The sequence below is a fragment of the Streptomyces hygroscopicus genome (assembly GCF_026168105.1).
Lineage (GTDB): Bacteria > Actinomycetota > Actinomycetes > Streptomycetales > Streptomycetaceae > Streptomyces > Streptomyces hygroscopicus_D.
Map to the genome: position 1 here is coordinate 1 of NZ_LBMW01000062.1, position 17,464 is coordinate 17,464.

At 70.8% G+C, this 17,464-nt stretch carries 13 protein-coding genes and 1 pseudogene; 8 read left to right on the forward strand and 6 right to left on the reverse strand.

From position 1 onward, the window contains the following. Positions 1–786, forward strand: a 786-nt coding sequence (locus AAW14_RS35045; RefSeq protein WP_416223423.1) for a TerD family protein, incomplete at its 5' end; no start/stop codon positions are given. A 66-nt stretch (positions 787–852) separates the two neighbouring features. On the opposite strand, the gene AAW14_RS35050 is transcribed toward AAW14_RS35045, so the two are convergent. Next, complete coding sequence (locus AAW14_RS35050) at positions 853–2,028, reverse strand: glycosyltransferase (RefSeq protein WP_265568491.1); 1,176 nt, start codon at positions 2,026–2,028, stop codon at positions 853–855. 58 nt (positions 2,029–2,086) lie between these two features. Between AAW14_RS35050 and AAW14_RS35055 the strand changes: the two genes are divergently transcribed. Together AAW14_RS35055 and AAW14_RS35060 are read left to right on the forward strand one after the other, a co-directional pair. After that, positions 2,087–2,872 carry a glutamate racemase gene (locus tag AAW14_RS35055; protein WP_265568492.1) on the forward strand — a complete coding sequence of 262 codons (786 nt, stop codon included), beginning with the start codon at positions 2,087–2,089 and terminating at the stop codon, positions 2,870–2,872. A 499-nt stretch (positions 2,873–3,371) separates the two neighbouring features. Continuing rightward, positions 3,372–3,917, forward strand: coding sequence for a hypothetical protein (locus tag AAW14_RS35060; protein WP_265568493.1), 546 nt, complete (start codon positions 3,372–3,374; stop codon positions 3,915–3,917). Between the two features lie 90 nt (positions 3,918–4,007). Here AAW14_RS35060 and AAW14_RS35065 read toward each other — a convergent pair whose 3' ends face one another. Further along, the gene (locus AAW14_RS35065; protein ID WP_265568494.1) at positions 4,008–5,072 is read right to left on the reverse strand and encodes an O-antigen ligase family protein; all 1,065 of its coding nucleotides are present in this window, start codon (positions 5,070–5,072) and stop codon (positions 4,008–4,010) included. Positions 5,073–5,316: 244 nt separating this feature from the next. On the opposite strand from AAW14_RS35065, the gene lnt reads away from it, so the two are divergent. From lnt to AAW14_RS35085, 4 genes are all read left to right on the forward strand, one after another. After that, positions 5,317–6,978 carry an apolipoprotein N-acyltransferase gene (gene lnt, locus AAW14_RS35070; protein WP_265568495.1) on the forward strand — a complete coding sequence of 554 codons (1,662 nt, stop codon included), beginning with the start codon at positions 5,317–5,319 and terminating at the stop codon, positions 6,976–6,978. Between the two features lie 9 nt (positions 6,979–6,987). Continuing rightward, on the forward strand, positions 6,988–7,467 hold the full coding sequence (locus AAW14_RS35075) for an NUDIX hydrolase (protein WP_265568496.1): 480 nt from the start codon (positions 6,988–6,990) through the stop codon (positions 7,465–7,467). A 54-nt stretch (positions 7,468–7,521) separates the two neighbouring features. Further along, entirely contained in the window at positions 7,522–8,358 is an 837-nt protein-coding gene (locus tag AAW14_RS35080; RefSeq protein WP_265568497.1) for a 3-hydroxybutyrate dehydrogenase, read from the forward strand. Between the two features lie 68 nt (positions 8,359–8,426). After that, positions 8,427–10,352 (forward strand): helix-turn-helix domain-containing protein, encoded by a 1,926-nt coding sequence (locus AAW14_RS35085; protein ID WP_265568498.1) that lies wholly within the window; start codon positions 8,427–8,429, stop codon positions 10,350–10,352. 179 nt (positions 10,353–10,531) lie between these two features. On the opposite strand, the gene AAW14_RS35090 is transcribed toward AAW14_RS35085, so the two are convergent. The 4 genes from AAW14_RS35090 to AAW14_RS35105 form a co-directional block, all read right to left on the reverse strand. Beyond that, positions 10,532–11,917, reverse strand: coding sequence for an MFS transporter (locus AAW14_RS35090; RefSeq protein WP_265568499.1), 1,386 nt, complete (start codon positions 11,915–11,917; stop codon positions 10,532–10,534). A gap of 516 nt (positions 11,918–12,433) precedes the next feature. Further along, positions 12,434–12,802, reverse strand: a complete 369-nt coding sequence (locus tag AAW14_RS35095; protein WP_265568500.1) for a hypothetical protein — start codon at positions 12,800–12,802, stop codon at positions 12,434–12,436. Between the two features lie 397 nt (positions 12,803–13,199). Further along, positions 13,200–15,467, reverse strand: coding sequence for an ATP-binding protein (locus AAW14_RS35100; protein ID WP_265568501.1), 2,268 nt, complete (start codon positions 15,465–15,467; stop codon positions 13,200–13,202). A gap of 361 nt (positions 15,468–15,828) precedes the next feature. Continuing rightward, positions 15,829–16,644: an intradiol ring-cleavage dioxygenase gene (locus tag AAW14_RS35105; RefSeq protein WP_265568502.1), complete on the reverse strand. Its 816-nt coding sequence runs from the start codon at positions 16,642–16,644 to the stop codon at positions 15,829–15,831. A gap of 253 nt (positions 16,645–16,897) precedes the next feature. On the opposite strand from AAW14_RS35105, the pseudogene AAW14_RS35110 reads away from it, so the two are divergent. Then, a pseudogene (locus AAW14_RS35110) lies at positions 16,898–17,303 on the forward strand (LLM class flavin-dependent oxidoreductase); the annotation flags it as partial. Positions 17,304–17,464: the final 161 nt, after the last annotated feature.

The following is a 17,464-nucleotide window of genomic DNA, read 5'->3' on the forward strand; positions in this document are numbered from 1 at the left end:
CCCCACGCCGCGCCGCAGCCGCCGCCGGTCACCATGCCCGCGCCGCCCGCGCCGCCCGTCGTCGGGCCTCCACAGCCCGCCGCGGTGGCGCCTCCCACCGGCCCGTACGGTGCGCCGCCTCCGCCGGTCGCTGCGCCCCCCACCCCCGTCCGCCTCACCAAGGTCACGCTCACCAAGCAGGCGCCGTCCGTCTCGCTGGCCAAGCAGGGCGGCACATCAGGTGCCATGCGGGTCAACCTCAACTGGCAGGTGCGCAAACAGTTCTCCGGGTGGGGCAGCAAAAAGGACCGGGCGGTGGCCCTGCACGCGGACCTCGACCTGGACCTGTGTGCCCTGTACGAGCTGTCCGACGGCAGCAAGGGGGTCGTGCAGGCGCTCGGCAACGCCTTCGGCTCGCTGTACCAGCCGCCGTACATCCACCTCGACGGCGACGACCGCACCGGCGCCGTGGAGACGGGCGAGAACCTCACCATCAACCTCGACCACAGACACGGCTTCCGGCGCATCCTCATCTTCGTGACCATCTACGAAGGCGCCCGCTCCTTCGCCGACCTGCACGCCACGGTCACTCTCCAGCCGCAGAACGGTGCCCCCGTCGAGTTCTTCCTCGACGAGTGCACCGTGCCCTCCACCGTGTGCGCGCTCGCCCTCATCACCAACTCCGGCGGCGACCTGATCGTCCAGCGCGAGGCCCGCTACCTGGTCCCGGAGCGTGGCATCAGCCCGCAGCGCACGATCGATCACGCCTACGGGTGGGGCATGAACTGGACCCCCGGCCGGAAGTGACCCGAGCGGGCCGCCCTTGCGAGCGGCCCGTCCATGCTCCTCTCACCGCGCCTCCCACTGCTCGTCTCACTGCTCCTCGAGCGCCGCGCCCGGGCGTGAATAGGTGCGGCCCTTCCAGGCCGCACCGCGCCCCCGGTAGTGCTGCACCGCCGAATCCACCGTCATGAGGAGATACAGGAACGCGGTGACCGGCAGCACCAGCGCGAGCCACAGCGGCTGTCGGTAGTAGCGCAGCATCGGGGCGTACGTCGCCGTCATCACCAGCTTGGCGAGCCCGCCGCAGACGAGCACGGCGGTACTGCCGGTGACGACCCCGGCGACGAGCGCCACGCTCGGCGCCAGGTAGACCAGGGCGAGCCCGAGCACCGTACCGACGAGCAGCAGCGGATTGTGGCGGAGCTGGGCGTACGCACTGCGCGAGACCATCCGCCACAGGTCCTGCAGCCGCGGATACGGGCGCACACTGTCGACGCGGTCGGCGAGCCCCAGCCAGATGTGGCCGCCGCTCCTCTTGACCGCCCGCGCGATCGCCACGTCGTCGATGACCGCCTGCCGGACGGCGTCGGGAACCCGGGCGCGCTCGGCGGCTTCGGTGCGCAGCAGCACGCAGCCGCCCGCGGCGGCCGCCGTCCGTGATCCCCTCACCGCGATCCAGCGGAAGGGGTACAGCTGCGAGAAGAAGTACACGAAGGCGGGTACGACCAGCCGCTCCCAGGCGCTCTCCACGCGCAGCCTGGCCATCTGCGAGACCAGCGCGAAGCCGCCGGTCTCCGCTGCCGCCACCAACTCCCTCAGGCTGTCGGGCGCGTGGGCGATGTCGGCGTCCGTCAGGAGCAGATACTCGGGGGCACGCGCGCGTGCCAGAGTGATGCCGTGCCTGACGGCCCACAGCTTGCCCGTCCAGCCCGCGGGAGGTTCGCCGGGGGAGTCCACGGTGAGCGGCAGCCCCCCATGCCGCACGGCCAGCTCACGGGCCAGCTCCCCGGTGCCGTCCGTGCTGCCGTCGTCGACCAGGAAGACCTCGGCGTGCCCGGGGTAGTCCTGTGCGAGCAACGACGGGAGACTGTGCGGGAGTACCGCGGCCTCGTCCCGAGCCGGTACGACGACACAGACGGACGGCCAGGCGTCCGGCTCCCGGCGCGGCGGCAGCCGCAGATCCGTACGCCAGAAGAAGCCCTGGCCGAGCAGCAGCCACAGCCAGGCGGCCAGTGACGCGACGGTGATCCACACAAGGGCACTCACCTGTCGCAGTCTGCCCCACCAAGGAGGTCGGTTGGGGCCCATCGTCTATGGTTGCGGGGTGAAGATCGCACTCATGGACTCCGGACTCGGACTGCTGCCCGCCGCAGCCGCGGTACGGCGCCTGCGGCCTGACGCGGATCTCGTACTCTCCCTCGACCCCGATGGAATGCCCTGGGGGCCGCGTCCCACCGAGGACATGACCCGCCGTGCCCTGGCCATCGCCAAGGCCGCCGCAGCACACGGGCCCGAGGCCCTGATCGTCGGCTGCAACACGGCGTCCGTGCATGCCCTGCCCGCCCTGCGCGCCCTGCTCGAACCAGATGTGCCGGTCATCGGCACGGTTCCGGCGATCAAGCCGGCGGCGGCGGGTGGCGGGCCGGTCGCGATCTGGGCGACGCCCGCCACCACGGGCAGCCCCTATCAGCGCGGTCTGATCGAGGAGTTCGCGGGCGGCGTGGACGTCACCGAGGTGGCGTGCCCCGGCCTCGCCGATGCCGTGGAGAAGGCGGACGAGACGGCGATCGACGCAGCCATTGCGGCAGCCGCGGCGCGCACGCCGGCCGAGGTGACGACCCTCGTGCTCGGGTGCACCCACTACGAACTGGTCGCCGAGCGCATCCGGGCCGCCGTCCAGCAGCCGGGCCGGGCGCCGCTCGTACTGCACGGTTCCGCAGGCGCGGTGGCCGCGCAGGCGCTGCGCCGGATCGGGGTACAGCCGACGCCGGAGGCTCCCGCCACGGCCGGTGTCACCGTACTGCTGAGTGGACGCGACGGCGCGCTCCCGCCCGCGGCGCTGGCGTACGCGGAGGGCAGGCTCCTGCAGGCGGTCAGTCCGACGCGGTGAGGGCGGGGCGACCGTCGGGGCCTTGGGCGGTGGGCTCGCGGGTGTAGGCCTGCGTGTGTCGGTCCCCGTGCGTCTGCGGATGTTGGCCTGCGCGTGTTGGCCTACGTGTGTTGGCCTGCGTGTGTTGGCCTACGTGTGTTGGCCTGCGTGTGTTGGCCTACGTGTGTTGGCCTGCGCGTGTTGGCCTGCGCGTGTTGGCCTGCGCGTGTTGGCCTACGCATGTTGGCCTACATGTGTTGGCTCATGGGTGTTGGCCTCCATGCGTTGGCCCTCGGACGGGTATACGCAGGTTGGCTTGAAGGCGCCCACGTATGGTGGCCAACGCGCGTTGGCCACCGCAGGTTGGCCCGTACGTCGACCAGGCGCTCTGGTGCCAACGGGCGTTGGCCCATGAGGGGGCATACGGCTAGTGACCCGCGCTCCCCACTTCCGCCGCCCACCGGACCATAACGCTCCGCAACCCGGTGCCCGCGCTCCGGAACATAGGTACTCTCGACTCATGAGGGACCACCTCCGCGGTGACGAGGCCGCGTATCCCGAAATCTGGACGGGGCGCGCGACGAACCGCGCCCAGTGGCTGGCGGCGCTCGTCGGTGCCGCCTGCCTGGCGCTCGGGATCGAGCTGGCCATCGACTCCGCTTGGACGTCCGGCATCGTCCCGCTCGTGATGTCCGTCGTGGGGTGTATCGCCGCCGGCCTGCTGGTGCTCTTCGGCACGCTCGCGTTCGTGCACGTGGCCGTGAAGGTGGACAAGGACTGTCTCGAGGTGCGCTGCGGCCACATCGGTCTGCCGCGCCGCCGTATCCCACTCTCGAATGTCGCCGGTGCCGAATTCGTCCCGAGGGTCACTCCGCGCCAGTGGGGCGGCTGGGGCTACCGCTGGCGGCCCGAGAAGGGGACCGCCGTCGTCGTACGACGAGGCGAGGGCGTCGTCCTGCGCCTGTGGGACGGTCACATGTTCACGATCACCGTGGACAACGCCGAGATGGCGGTACGTGTCATCCGTGCCCGGCTGCGGCCGAGTCTGCCCGGTGCCACGCACTGACTCGCGCGGCACCACACTCCTCGGCTTCTTCTCTCCCTATTTACCCGACTATTTACTGCCGAGCCCTCTCACCGTTCACTGCCGGGCCCTTCACCGGACCTCCCGCCCGGCCCCTTCCTCTTCCTCGTCGGGCAGTGGATGCGCGGTAGCGAACCCCGCCAACAGCCCGGCCCCCGCTGTCACGGTCGTGAAGCTCAGCGCGTCGCCCACTGACGCGATCACCGCGAGTGCCGTCAGCGCGGCGCCCGCCGTGAGTGCGATCGGCGTGGGGCGCCGGGTGCGCCACAGTGCGTAGAGGAGCCAGCAGAAGACCGCCGCAAGCAGTACCACGCCGATCAGCCCCTGTTCGGCGGCCTGCTGCAGGGGTGCCGAGTGGGGCTTGCCGTCGGGGAGGAGCGACTGCGTGGCCGTGGGACTCAGCTCGCCGAAGCGCCCGGGGCCCGCGCCGAGCGCGGGATCCTGGCGGGCCAGCGTGAGTGCGTCATGCCAGAGCAGGACCCGGTGGTTGCTGAGCTCGCTTTCCAGGAAGCCTTCGGGACCGTCCGGCAACAGGTTCTCCGAGATCGCCCAGGTAGCGCCGGCCGCCGTGGTCGCCGCGAGGGCCAGCGCCGCCAGTGCGGGGGCGCGGTGCCGCGTCCGGTCGGCGGCGAGCGAGCACAGCAGCACACCGGTCGATGTCACAAGACCCGTGGTCGAGCCGAGGACCGCAGCGACCACCGCGATCCCCGCGGCCGACGCGTGCAGCACGAGGCGTGGCGCGAGGGTGCGGGCCGCCCATGCGGCACAGCACGCCGCCCCCGATGACAGTGTCAGAAGTGCAGCGACGGCACCGGTGTGCCCGAGCGGCGCGAGGGACTGCGGGCTCGCCGGTGCATGCGGGGCGGCGACCGCGAGACCGAGGCCGACCAAGGCGCCCGCGGCAGGTGCGGCGACCGGCAGGAGCGCCCCGAAGATGCGTCCTGACGCATAGCCGGCGGTGACCGCGAGCACCGCGAGCAGGACGCCCTCGGGCCGGCCGCCGTGTGCGGCGGCCGTGATCAGTGCCCAGGCCGCGCACGCGCCCAGCAGCAGGACGCCCGTCGCGTCCGAAACGTTTCGTCTCTCGTCTTCCGTGTCCGCGGCCCCGGTCGCGGACGTCGTCCCCGTGGATCCCACTCCGCCGCCCCCCTGTGACGGGCCCCGACCGTGACGGCCGTATCCGGCCGCACGTCAGAGGCTCGGGCACACGGTAACGGGTGATGCGCCGGTTTGTGGACGAGTTGCGCAGGAACGATACGGCAGAGGGACGGAACAGTGTGACGGGAAAGCGGCACAATGTGACTGGAAAGCAGCACAGCACCCGGGCCTGCGGAGCGGCTCGAGCTGTCCGCTGTTTGGTCACGCGCCGTAGACTCCCCGCGTGACCGTCACCGCAACTTCCGTGGGCGAGCCGGAACAGCTCGAGCCCCAGGCCGCACCCGCACCCCGTGGTGTCCACCGGGTGCGGCGCCTTGTTCCGGCCGCCGCCGCGGCGCTCTCAGGAGTGCTGCTCTACGTCAGTTTTCCGCCCCGGACCCTGTGGTGGCTGGCAATCCCGGCCTTCGCCGTCTTCGGCTGGAGCCTGCGCGGCCGCAGTTGGAAGGGCGGCCTCGGCCTCGGCTATCTGTTCGGTCTCGGCTTCCTGCTGCCGCTGCTCGTGTGGACCGGAGTCGAGGTCGGCTCCGTCCCGTGGCTCGCGCTCGTCGTGGTGGAGGCGATCTTCGTCGCGCTCGTCGGGGCGGGCGTCGTGCTGGTGTCCCGGCTGCCCGCCTGGCCGGTGTGGGCGGCGGCCGTATGGATCGCGGGAGAGGCGGCACGCGCGCGTGTGCCGTTCGACGGCTTCCCCTGGGGAAAGATCGCCTTCGGTCAGGCGGACGGTGTCTTTCTGCCGCTGGCCGCGGTGGGCGGCACCCCGGTGGTCGGCTTCGCGGTCGTGCTGTGCGGCTTCGGGCTGTACGAGATCGTGCGCCTCGTCGCCGAGAGGCGGCGCGACGGGGGCGTGCTGCGTCGTGGTGCGGCCGTCGTGGGGCTGCTGAGCGTGGTCGTTCCCATGGTGGGCGCCGTCGCCGCGCGCTCCCTGGTCAGTGACAAGGCCGAGAACGGCACCACGACCGTCGCCGTCATCCAGGGCAACGTGCCGCGTTCCGGACTCGAGTTCAACGCCCAGCGGCGCGCCGTCCTCGACTACCACGCGCGCGAGACCGAGCGCCTGGCCGAGAAGGTCGAGGCGGGCAAGGTCCCGCGGCCCGACCTCGTGCTGTGGCCCGAGAACTCCTCCGACATCGACCCGTTCGCGAACCCCGACGCGGCTGCCGTGATCTGGCGCGCCAGCAAGGCGGTCGGGGTGCCCATCTCGATCGGCGCCGTCGTCGAGCGCGGCGGCAAGCTCTACAACGAGCAGATCCTGTGGGACCCGGAGAAGGGCCCGATCGACACGTACGACAAGCGGCAGATACAGCCCTTCGGTGAGTTCCTCCCGCTGCGCTCCCTGGTCGGTGCCATCAACAAGAACTGGACCGCGATGGCGCACCAGGACTTCACCCGGGGACACAAGCCGGGTGTGTTCACCATGGCGAACGCCAAGGTCGGGCTTGTCACCTGCTACGAGGCCGCCTTCGACTGGACGGTGCGCACCACCGTCACGGACGGCGCGCAGCTGATCGCGGTGCCCAGCAACAACGCGGCCTTCGACCGCAGCGAGATGACCTATCAGCAGCTCGCCATGTCCCGCATCCGTGCGGTGGAGCACAGCCGCACCGTCACCGTTCCGGTGACCAGCGGCGTCAGCGCCGTCATCATGCCGGACGGGAAGATCACCCAGCGGACCGGGATGTTCGTCGCTGACTCGCTCGTCCAGAAGGTCCCGCTGCGCTCCTCCGAGACCCCCGCCACACGGCTGGGCACCCTGCCCGAGGCGGTCCTTGTGCTCGTCGCGGTCGGCGGGCTCGGCTGGGGGGTGGCCTCGGCGGTGCGCGGGCGCCGCTCCCGAGGCGCAGGTCACGTCCGCCTTGAACAGCCGGAGATCACCGAACCGGCCCGTTAGGGTCGCTCCATGGCTACTCCCGACTTCATCCGCACCATCCGGGCCTCCGCCGGCCATCAGCTGCTCTGGCTCCCGGGCATCACCGCCATCGTCTTCGACGACGACGGCAGGGTGCTGCTGGGGCGCCGTACCGACACCCGCAAGTGGTCGGTGATCGGCGGAATACCGGAGCCCGGGGAGCAGCCGGCGGCTTGTGCCGTGCGCGAGGTGTACGAGGAGACGGCCGTCCGGTGCGTCGCCGAACGGGTCGTCCTCGTGCAGGCTCTGAACCCCGTGACGTACGGGAACGGCGACGAGTGCCAGTACATGGACATAACGTTCCGCTGCCGGGCCGTCGGCGGTGAGGCGCGTGTCAATGACGACGAGTCGCTGGAGGTCGGCTGGTTCGCGGTGGACGCGCTGCCGGCGCTGAACGAGTTCGGGCTGCTACGGATCAAGCAGGCAATGTCGGACGCACCCACATGGTTCGACCCCACCAATCGACTGTGAACTATGGGTGGTGACCATATGCGGCAGGCCAACGGAGCTACCTAGGCTCGATACATGACCGAGCCCCACCCTCTTCCGGCCCCCCACCCCCTTCCGGCTCCCCACACTGTTCCGGCTCCCCACACTGTTCCGCTCGACCTCGGCGGACGCACCGCTCTCGTCACCGGTGCCGCCGGCGGCATCGGCCGCGCGTGCGCGCTGCGGCTGGCCGCTGCCGGGGCAAAGGTGAGAGCGGTCGACCGGGACGAGGGGGGCCTCGATGCCCTCGTCGGCGTGGCTCATGGCCTCGCGGGCACCCTCGAAGCGCACCTCCTCGACCTCACCGACCTGGACGCGGCCGAACTGGCCGCCGCCGGCACCGACATCCTGGTCAACAACGCCGGGCTCCAACTGGTCTGCCCGCTGGAGGAGTTCCCGCCCGAGGTGTTCCACACCGTCCTGACGGTGATGCTCGAGGCGCCGTTCCGGCTCATCCGCGGGGCACTGCCCCATATGTACGGGCAGGGGTGGGGCCGCATCGTCAACGTGTCGTCGGTCCACGGTCTGCGCGCCTCCGCGTTCAAGTCGGCGTACGTCGCCGCCAAGCACGGCCTGGAGGGACTCTCGAAGACCGCTGCGCTTGAAGGCGCCCCCCACGGGGTCACATCGAACTGTGTGAACCCGGCGTACGTGCGGACGCCCCTCGTCGAGAAGCAGCTGGCGGACCAGGCGCGGACGCACGGAATCCCCGAGGAGCGAGTGCTGGCCGAAGTACTACTGCAGGACAGCGCCCTCAAACGGCTGATCGAACCGGAGGAGGTCGCCGAGGCGGTGGCCTATCTGTGCAGTCCGCAGGCGTCGTTCATCACGGGTGCGTCATTGGTCCTCGACGGCGGCTGGACGGCACACTGAGCGGGGACATGCCAGATGTTGTCCACAGGGCCGACGGCCCCGGGCCGGCCGTGGTCCATCCTGGGGGCATGTCTCGCGATCACGTACAGTCCGCGGAGCGCCTCGGCACCGGTGCCGAGGCGCCGTTCCTGGAGCTCCTGGCCCGGGGCGCGTCGGCCGACGCGTACGAGCAACCGGTGCTGCTCGCCCGTGCCGAGGGCCTGTCGCCCGAGCGCGTCGAGGCGCTGGAGCAGGCCAAACGGCTCGCGCTGCGCGTGCGCGCCGAGATGGAGGGCAGGCGCCGCCGCGAGGCGGAGCTGTCCGCGTTGTTCGAGACGGCCCACGACCTCGCCGGACTGCGTGATCTCGACGCCTTGCTGCGAGCGATCGTCCAGCGTGCCCGGTCGTTGCTGAGCACCGACGTCGCCTATCTGACGCTGAACGACGAGGCCGCGGGCGACACCTACATGAGGGTCACCGAGGGCTCGGTGGCCGCACGCTTCCAGCAATTGCGCCTCGGCATGGGCGAGGGGCTCGGCGGACTCGTCGCCCAGACCGCCCGCCCCTATGTGACCCCCGACTACTTCAAGGACGCCCGCTTCCAGCACACGTGGACGATCGACTCGGGTGTCCGTGACGAGGGGCTCGTGGCGATCCTCGGAGTGCCTCTGATGATCGGTCCCCAGGTGATCGGGGTGCTGTTCGCCGCCGACCGGCGTGCCCGGGTCTTCGAGCGGGAGGAGATCGCGCTCCTCGGCTCCTTCGCGGCGCTGGCCGCGGCCGCGATCGACACCGCGAACCTGCTCACCGAGACGCGTTCGGCCCTGGACCGCCTCGCCCGTGCCAACGAGATCATCCGGGACCGCAGCGCGGCCATCGAACGTGCGTCGGACGTCCACGACCGGCTCGCCGAACTCGTGCTGCGCGGCGGCGGGGTGCACGACGTGGCCGCAGCGGTCTCCGAGATCCTCGACGGCACGGTGGAGTTCACCGAGCCCGACGCCGCTCCCGCCGCGGCCCTGGAAGCATCACGGGCCGAGGGCCATGCCGTACGGCACGGGGACGACTGGACCGCCGCCGTGGCGGCCGGCGGTGAACTGCTCGGCGCTCTGGTGCTGCGCGGCCATCCGGGGCTCGACCCCGTCGACCAGCGGACCCTGGAGCGTGCCGCGATGGTCACCTCGCTGCTCCTGCTCGCCAGACGCTCGGCAGCGGAAGCCGAACAACGCGTCCGCGGCGAGCTGCTGGACGATCTCCTCGACGCACACGACCGCGACCCGCGCGTGCTACGCGAGCGTGCTGCCCGGCTGCGTGCCGACCTCGACACCACCCATGTCCTGCTCGCAGCCCGTCTCGACAGCGCGATGGCGGACGCAGACCAGGAAGCAGCCGCACGCCGCCGTCTGTGGTCCGCGGCCTCCCATCTCGCGGCCACCCGGCACGGACTCGCCGCCGCCCGCGACGGCGGTACGGTCCTGCTGCTGCCCCTCGGACCCGGTGATACCGCGACGGACCTCGCCCGTCGCACCGCCCGCCAGTTGGGCTCCTCCGTGCACGAGAGAGTGACCGTCGGAGCGTCCGCACCCGTCGAGGACGTCGTCGGCCGCCCGGATGTGGTGGCCGCGGCCTACGCGGAAGGGCAGCGTTGCCTCGACACCCTGCGACTGCTGGGCCGCGCCGGTGACGGAGCCGCCGCCGACGATTTCGGTTTCATGGGGCTGCTGCTCGCCGGGGACCGGGACATCGCGGGCTATGTCGAGCGCACGGTCGGCCAGGTCGTCGCCTACGACGAACGGCGTGGAACCGATCTCGTGCGCACCCTCGACGCGTACTTCGCCTGCGGGATGAGCCCGGCCCGCACCAAGGACGAACTCCACGTCCATGTGAACACGGTGGCGCAGCGCCTGGAGCGGGTGGGCCGGCTCCTCGGCGACGACTGGCAGAGCCCGGCCCGTGCCCTGGAAATACAACTGGCACTGCGGCTGCACCGGTTGTCGTCCATACCCGGACGCTGATCCGGACGCACCACACCCCCCCCGGCACCTGCGCACAGGCACGGGACCGGGGCACGGGCGCGGGGCAGGGGCAAGGGGGCAGGGGGGCAGGGCGGACGCGAGGGCGCGAGGACGACGGCACACACATGCCGGCCCCGTGCGCGCAGACGGACGGGGCCGGTTGCGGGACGGACGAGGATTCAGGCGGTCCGAGCGTCAGCCGCCCGTGGCCCCGACGGCTCCTCCTCCGCCGGGACGTCTTCCTGGGCCAGATCGCGGTTCCTTGTCTCCTTCGCGAAGCCCATCGCGATCAGAGTGAGGACGGCCGCCGCTATGACGTACAGGGCGACGGGTGTGGAACTGCCGTAATCGGACAGCAGTGCGGTCGCGATGAGCGGCGCGGGCGCACCGGCCGCCACGGAGGCGAACTGGGCGCCGATGGACGCACCCGAGTAGCGCATACGGGTCGCGAACATCTCGGAGAAGAAGGCCGCCTGCGGCGCGTACATCGCCCCGTGAAGGACCAGGCCGACGGTCACCGCCAGCACGAGTGCGCCGAAGTCGCCGGTGTCGATCAGCGAGAAGAACGGGAACATCCACAGACCGATCCCGGCCGCGCCGAGCAGATAGACGGGCCGACGGCCGATTCGGTCCGAGAGCGCGCCCCAGGCCGGGATGATCGTGAAGTGCACGGCGGACGCGATGAGGACGGCATTGAGCGCCGTCTGCTTGGAGACACCGGCCGATGTGGTGGCGTAGACGAGGACGAAGGCGGTGATCACGTAGTAGCTGATGTTCTCCGCCATGCGCGCGCCGACGGCGACCAGCACGTCCCGCCACTGATGGCGTAGGACGGACACCAGCGGCAGCTTCTCCGCTTCCCCGCTCCCGGCCGCCTTACGGACCTCGGCCTGCGCCAACGCCTGCTGGAAAACCGGCGATTCATCGACAGACAGACGAATCCACAAACCGACGATCACCAGTAGCCCGGACAGGAGGAAGGGAATGCGCCAGCCCCACGCGCCGAACGCGTCGTCCGAGAGAACGGCGGTCAGCAGCGAGAGCACACCCGTGGCGAGGAGTTGCCCGGCCGGTGCTCCGGTCTGCGGCCAGGAGGCCCAGAAGCCGCGCCGTCGCGCGTCCCCGTGCTCCGACACGAGCAGCACGGCGCCGCCCCACTCACCGCCGAGCGCGAAGCCCTGCACCAGACGCAGCGTCGTGAGCAGTACGGGCGCGGCGGTACCGACCGTCGCGTGCGTGGGCAGCAGCCCGATGGCGAAGGTCGCCCCGCCCATCAGCACCAGGCTGAGCACCAGCAGCTTCTTGCGCCCGAGCCGGTCCCCGTAGTGCCCGAAGACGAGGGCACCGAGCGGCCGGGCGGCGAACCCGACCGCGTAGGTCAGGAACGACAGGAGCGTCCCGACCAGCGGATCGGAGTCCGGGAAGAACAGCTTGTTGAAGACGAGAGCGGCGGCGGAACCGTAGAGGAAGAAGTCGTACCACTCGATGGTGGTGCCGATGAGGCTGGCGGCGACGATGCGGGGGAGGCTGGACGGGGCTGGTGGAGCAGTCGCGGGGGAGGACATCGGCACCACTTCCTGGCGTTCGATGGGGACGGTTGCGTGTCGCCACACCGTAGGAACATGCAGGTCAGGGGCGTATGTGGTGGGACACCATAGTTCCGGGCGTGGGAGTGCGCGCGCCCACCATGGCGGCGGTGCCGGGGTCCCGGTGGTGTCCTTGGCAGCCTCGTTATTGCACGCGAACAAGGAAGCACCGCTCGTGGCTGGCGCCGGGGCCAGGGGCGGGGGCGTGCCTCACGAGCCCTGGGTGCCGGTTTCGCCTGGCCATGCCGGGCGGCCTCGGCGATCATCGCCTCCATCAGCGCGGCGAAGGCGTCGGCGTAGCTCCGAGCGTCACCCACGCCGCGTTTTTATATGCCAACCACCGATGCTCGTGCGTAACAGCCAGGACCGTCACGCCTGCTGCCAGGCCGGCGAGCGCTTCAGCAGCCAGGCGCGGCGGGTGTGTGTCCGGGTTGCTCGAGCGACGTTGCAACCAGGTGGTGCGAACAGGGGCCTTGGCAGCGGCTTCGGATCGGCTCACAGCCAGGCTGCTACGAGGTTCTGCACCGGGTCGCCGCCCTCACGCGCGAGGCAGAGGGCGCGGGAGCCGACCCACAGCACGGTTGGGCCCTGGGGTTCCGGGTAGCGCTGGAGCATCGCGTGGAGGAACTCGACCGGGGTGTGGTGCGTGGCCAAGGCGGCCTCGGCGTCATCGAGGTATCGGCGGGTCTCGGCGATGAGCCGCGCCCCATTGTCGTCGAGGTTCTTGTTCTGGTGACTAGCCACGATTCGGCGCGGTTCCAGCGCGGCTACGGTGTCGATGGCCTTGCGCCCTGGGCCGAGGTTGCCGTCGGCCGACTCGGCGAGGTACATGTGCACCCCGTTGTAGATCGCGTCGCCGGGCACCACCAGATCGAGATCCGGCGCGCGAGGCAGTCCTTCAAGCGCGCAATGCGGCGAGCCCGAAGGAGCCAGAGCGTGCGCAGGCCCTGCGCCAGGATATGGGCCTGCGTCAGGCTGCAGGGCCTGCTGCGGCGCGGCGGATGTTCGCCATCGCTTGCGCGGCCGCGATGGCGCGCGAGGCGGACCTTCACGTACATCTCGCACAGCGCCCAACAGCACCAGCAACAGAGCAGCAAGCCCATCTCAGCGAAGCCCGCTGACACCACCCACGACTCTGAACGCTGCGAAGGACCTCAAGGTGCCATCAGCCGTGAGTACGCCACTGTGGCAGCGGCCTGGAGCGCGCTCGACGTCTCCTGCTCACGGACGTGCAATGGCGGCCTTGAGGGCCGACACTTGCTCACCCGGACGTGTACCCGGCCTTGGTTCGTGCGGCCATCCACAGGGCGATCTGCGTGCGTGACCGCATACCCAGCTTGTCGCGCACCTTGTCCAGGTGCGTGGCGACCGTGTGGGTCGAAAGGCCGAGCCGCTCCGCGATCTGCCGGTTGGTCAGTCCGCCGGCGACGAGCTCGGCCACCATGAATTCCCTCCCGGTGAGCGTCAACCGGTCGTCGACGGCGTCCGCGGCGTCCGTCGTGGTTCGGTGGCCGTCGCTCCTTGTTCGCAGCGCGTACGCTACAAGCCGGTCCCCGCGTAGCCGCCGGCCGCCGCTGACGGCCGCGTCCCGAGCGGCCGCCGGGAGCCCTGTCCTGGCACGATCAACCGTTCGTTCCACCTGGCGTCGCCACGGAGCTTCGGACACGGTGTCGAGACGTCGGCGTGCCTGAGCGCTCGCCTCGTACAGCAGGAGGGCTCGCCGCATGTCGCCGCTCTCGGCGGCCACGAGGGCCAGGCCCTCCACCGGGTAGAGCGCGTGAAGACTTGTCTCGGGGACGATCCGCAGCACCTCGGCGAACAGCGCCTCGGCACTTTCCAGTTGACCCAGAGCCAGCCGCACAGCGCCAGCTGTGTGCAAAGCGGCCGCGACCCGGCTCCAAGGCGCGTGAGCCCTGAGCACGGGCAGGCAGCGGGACATGAGTAGGTCGGCCTCCGGTTCTCCGCCCGCTTGGAGCAGCGCCCAGGCCAGGTGATGGGTGCACCACGCGGTGTCGTTGGGCTTTGCCAGCGTGGCGACGACATCCAGGCACTCGCGGAGATCTGCGACGGCTGCGCCGAATTCCCCGCGGCACAGCCGCGCCGCGGCCCGCGCGTCCAGGGCGTTGGCAAGTCCGGCGGGGTGATTGCGTGTGCGCTCCATGGCCACCGCCCGCTCGCCGAGGCGCAGTGCCTGGGCCAGGTCGGCCCGCTGGCAGGCTACGCGCGCGGCAAGTGCTGGTACGGCCCCGCCGAGCGCCCAGCCGCCGGTTTCCCGCAGCAGTCCCGTCAGCAGCGCGCGGGCGGCCGACGGCTGTTCCTGCTCGTAGTGCACGCGCGCCAGTTCCAGCCTCAGCCGTGGGAGCGAGGCACCGTCGCGGACGGTGGTACCGGCCAAAGCCGCCGCGAGGTTGTCCCGTTCAACGGCCAGCGGGCTGCCGGCCTGATCGGGAAACACCTCGTCGCCGGACCGGTCTGCCAGCCCGTTCAGCCACTCGAGGACCCGGTGCCTGGTGGTGTGCAGCTCGCCGGATGCGAGCAGGCACTCCAGGGCGTAGGCGCGGATGGCGCTCAGCTGTCTGAATCGTGCGGTCTCCGCGTCTGAAGGACGTGTGATCAGGGACTTGGCCTCGAGGGCACACAGGATGCCGAGTACCTGCGACGGTGCGATACCGTCACCGGCGCAGACCGCCTGCGCCGCAGCCGTGTCGAACCCACCGACGAGCACCGCAAGGCGCCGGAAGACGGCCTGTTCGGCCGGATCGAGCAGTCGGTGGCTCCAGTCGATCGCGGAGGCCAGCTCGCTGTGACGCCCGGGTCCTGTCCTGTGTCCGCCTGTCAAGAGGGACAGCGGGGACATCTGGTCGCCCAGGCCCGCCAGAATGTCACTCAGCGGAAGAGTTCCGGCCCGGCGGGCCGCCAGCTCCACGGCGAGCGTAAGGCCGTCCAGTCTGCGGCAGATCTCGGCAACCGTCCAGCCGTTTCCGCGATCGAGCGTGAATCCTGGTGAGCAACTCGAGGCACGTTCGACGAACAGCCGGATGGCGTCCGCCCGCAGAAGGACGACCGGGTCGTCTCCGGCGTCGGCGGACGGCAGTGACAGCTCAGCGACCCGGAGCACGATCTCCCCGGGTACCCGCAGGGGCTCTCGACTGGTGGCCAGGATTCGCAGCCGAGGGCAGTGACTCAGCAAGGCCGCGATCAGTCGGGCACACGGCTCGGCCAGATGCTCGCAGTTGTCCAGGATCAACAGCCGGCGGGCGTTGCCGAGCGCGTGGACCAGGACGTCGACACCGGATCGTCCTGCCCGTTCACCCACGGCCAGCGCGGCGGCGACGGACTGTGCGAGCGCAGCGCCGTCATGCAGCGCCTCGAGTTCGACCAGGTCGACCCGCCCGTGGCCGCCGGACAGGCCCTTGGCGAACTCCAGCGCCAGCCGCGTCTTGCCGACGCCCCCGGCACCGGTCAAGGTCAGGAGCCGTGACGTCCTCAGCAGGGTGCGCAGCTGCGACAGCTCCGCCCGTCGGCCCACGAAGGAGTCGAGGGCCCGTGGCAGGGTGCGGCCCTGGGTGGTCGGTGAGGCGTCGCTCTGTGTGGGCGGTGACGCGGCCGTCTGAGCCCGGCGGGAATCCCGGCGCGCCGAGCGCTGCCTGAACGCCCGCTGTCTGCATGCGTCGGAGCAGTAGCGAGCCGGTCGACCGCGCCGCGGTCGACCGGTCAGCGGCGCACCGCACAACTCACATGTCATGCACGGGTCATCCCCGATTCCCGGCCGCCCATTCCCCGGATGAATCCTCGTGTCCGTCATCCTCCGTTCGCGCGCGTGCGGCCGACCGCGCAGCGGCGGTAGCCGGCATCGTTGCAGCGGACCGGCTACCGCACGGACGGGAGCGTCAGGGGACGGCGGCGGGATCGACGCCGAGCACAACGGTGCCGGTCACTCCCTTGCCGAGGTCGCTGCCGATCTGCGTGAGGGCCAGCAGGGTGGAGGATCCGCCATTGCGGTAGATGCCGTCCCTGGCGTTGAGCGTGCGAGTGGCCGTGTTGCTCCGGTAGGGGGTCAATGTGGCAACCCTGCTGTTGTACGTTTCCGGGAAGTAGAGCTGGCCGGTGTGGGAGACGTGGCCTCCCTGGTACCTACCATCGGTGACAGTGCCGCCGACATGTGTCTTGACGTGGATGTGGAGGGCACGGCCGACGTACCAGCCAGGGTAGATGGTGGTGAATTCCGCTACGCCGGTGGAGTCGGTCAGTTGCACACCGCGCAGGAAGGTCGTGTCCGGGGTGGAACCGCCTGCCACGTATCCGGAGTAGACGCCGAGAGCGTCGCAGTGCCAGATGTCGACCGCCGTGCCGGGCAGTGCAGAGCAGGTTGTCGTGTCGATCACCTTGACGCGGAGGGTGAGCGGCACGCCGGGCTTGCCCTCGGTGACGTTCTTGCGGACCGTCTCCAGGTCCAGGTAGTAGGGCCCCTCGGTCTGCTCGGGTGTGAGGACGCAGTCGGCGGCCGGCCGGGTCGGGGGCTGCGCGGCGTTGTTCCGGTCTGCGGCCGCGGTCGCCTGCCCGGCCGTCAGCCCCAGAGCAGCCGCTCCGAGGGTCGCACCGCCCAGGGCGGCCATGACGGTTCTGCGGGTTGCACCGACCGGGCCGTCGGCCGGCCCGGGGCGGCGCTCGCGTTCTGCGGAATGGGGGAGGGGGGTGTCAGTCATGCTGTGAGAATGGCGCGTGTGGCAGTCCGTGGGATCGATCAGATGACCGGTGAATCGTGAGCGTTACGAAACTCACCGCGTCGACGTCCGCGCGGCTGCCGGACGTGATGCGGAGCCTGGCTGTCGAAGGCACCTCAGTCCCGGAGCCGCACGGTGCGGGCAGGCCGGCCCATCGACTCCGTGGGGTGCACCGCTCCCGTGTCCGCTGTCGCCTGCGGCGGCAGCCCGACCGTATCCGGCCACCGTCTTCGAGACCGATCCGTCGGTCTTCGAACTCGACGAGCTTTTGCCGGACTTCATTCCGGCGCGGCCAAAGCTGGAGGGGCCGCAGAGCCGTTCCGACCTGATCACCGAGCTCGCGGTGCGCGAGAAGCTCACGGTGCGACAGATCATCTCCCGACTCGTGGGCGGGCGCGGTCACTTCGAGTTCGTCGGCACACCTGAGCAGGTTGCGGACACGATCACCGCCTGGTTCGAGGGCGGCGCCGCGGACGGGTTCGACATCATGGCGCCCGCGCTGCCGTCGGGTCTTGCGACCTTCGTCGAGCAGGTGCTCCCCGATCCTGCGCGGCAAGGGGCTGTTCCGTGAGGAGTACGAGGGCAGGACCCTGCGCGAGCACTACGCGCTCCCGGTACCGGCGAACCAGTCCCATGGCTGACCCGCACGCGGCTCCCGCCGCGCCCTGGGGCGGCGGACGACCACTGGTGCTGCTCGCCCAGGGGGTGAGGACAGCCGTGACACAGACGGCTGGTGAAGCACTGCAGGTCGATGTGGCGTCGGCGCGAGCACTGGGAGGGCGCCCCGGCGAGTGAGGCGAGT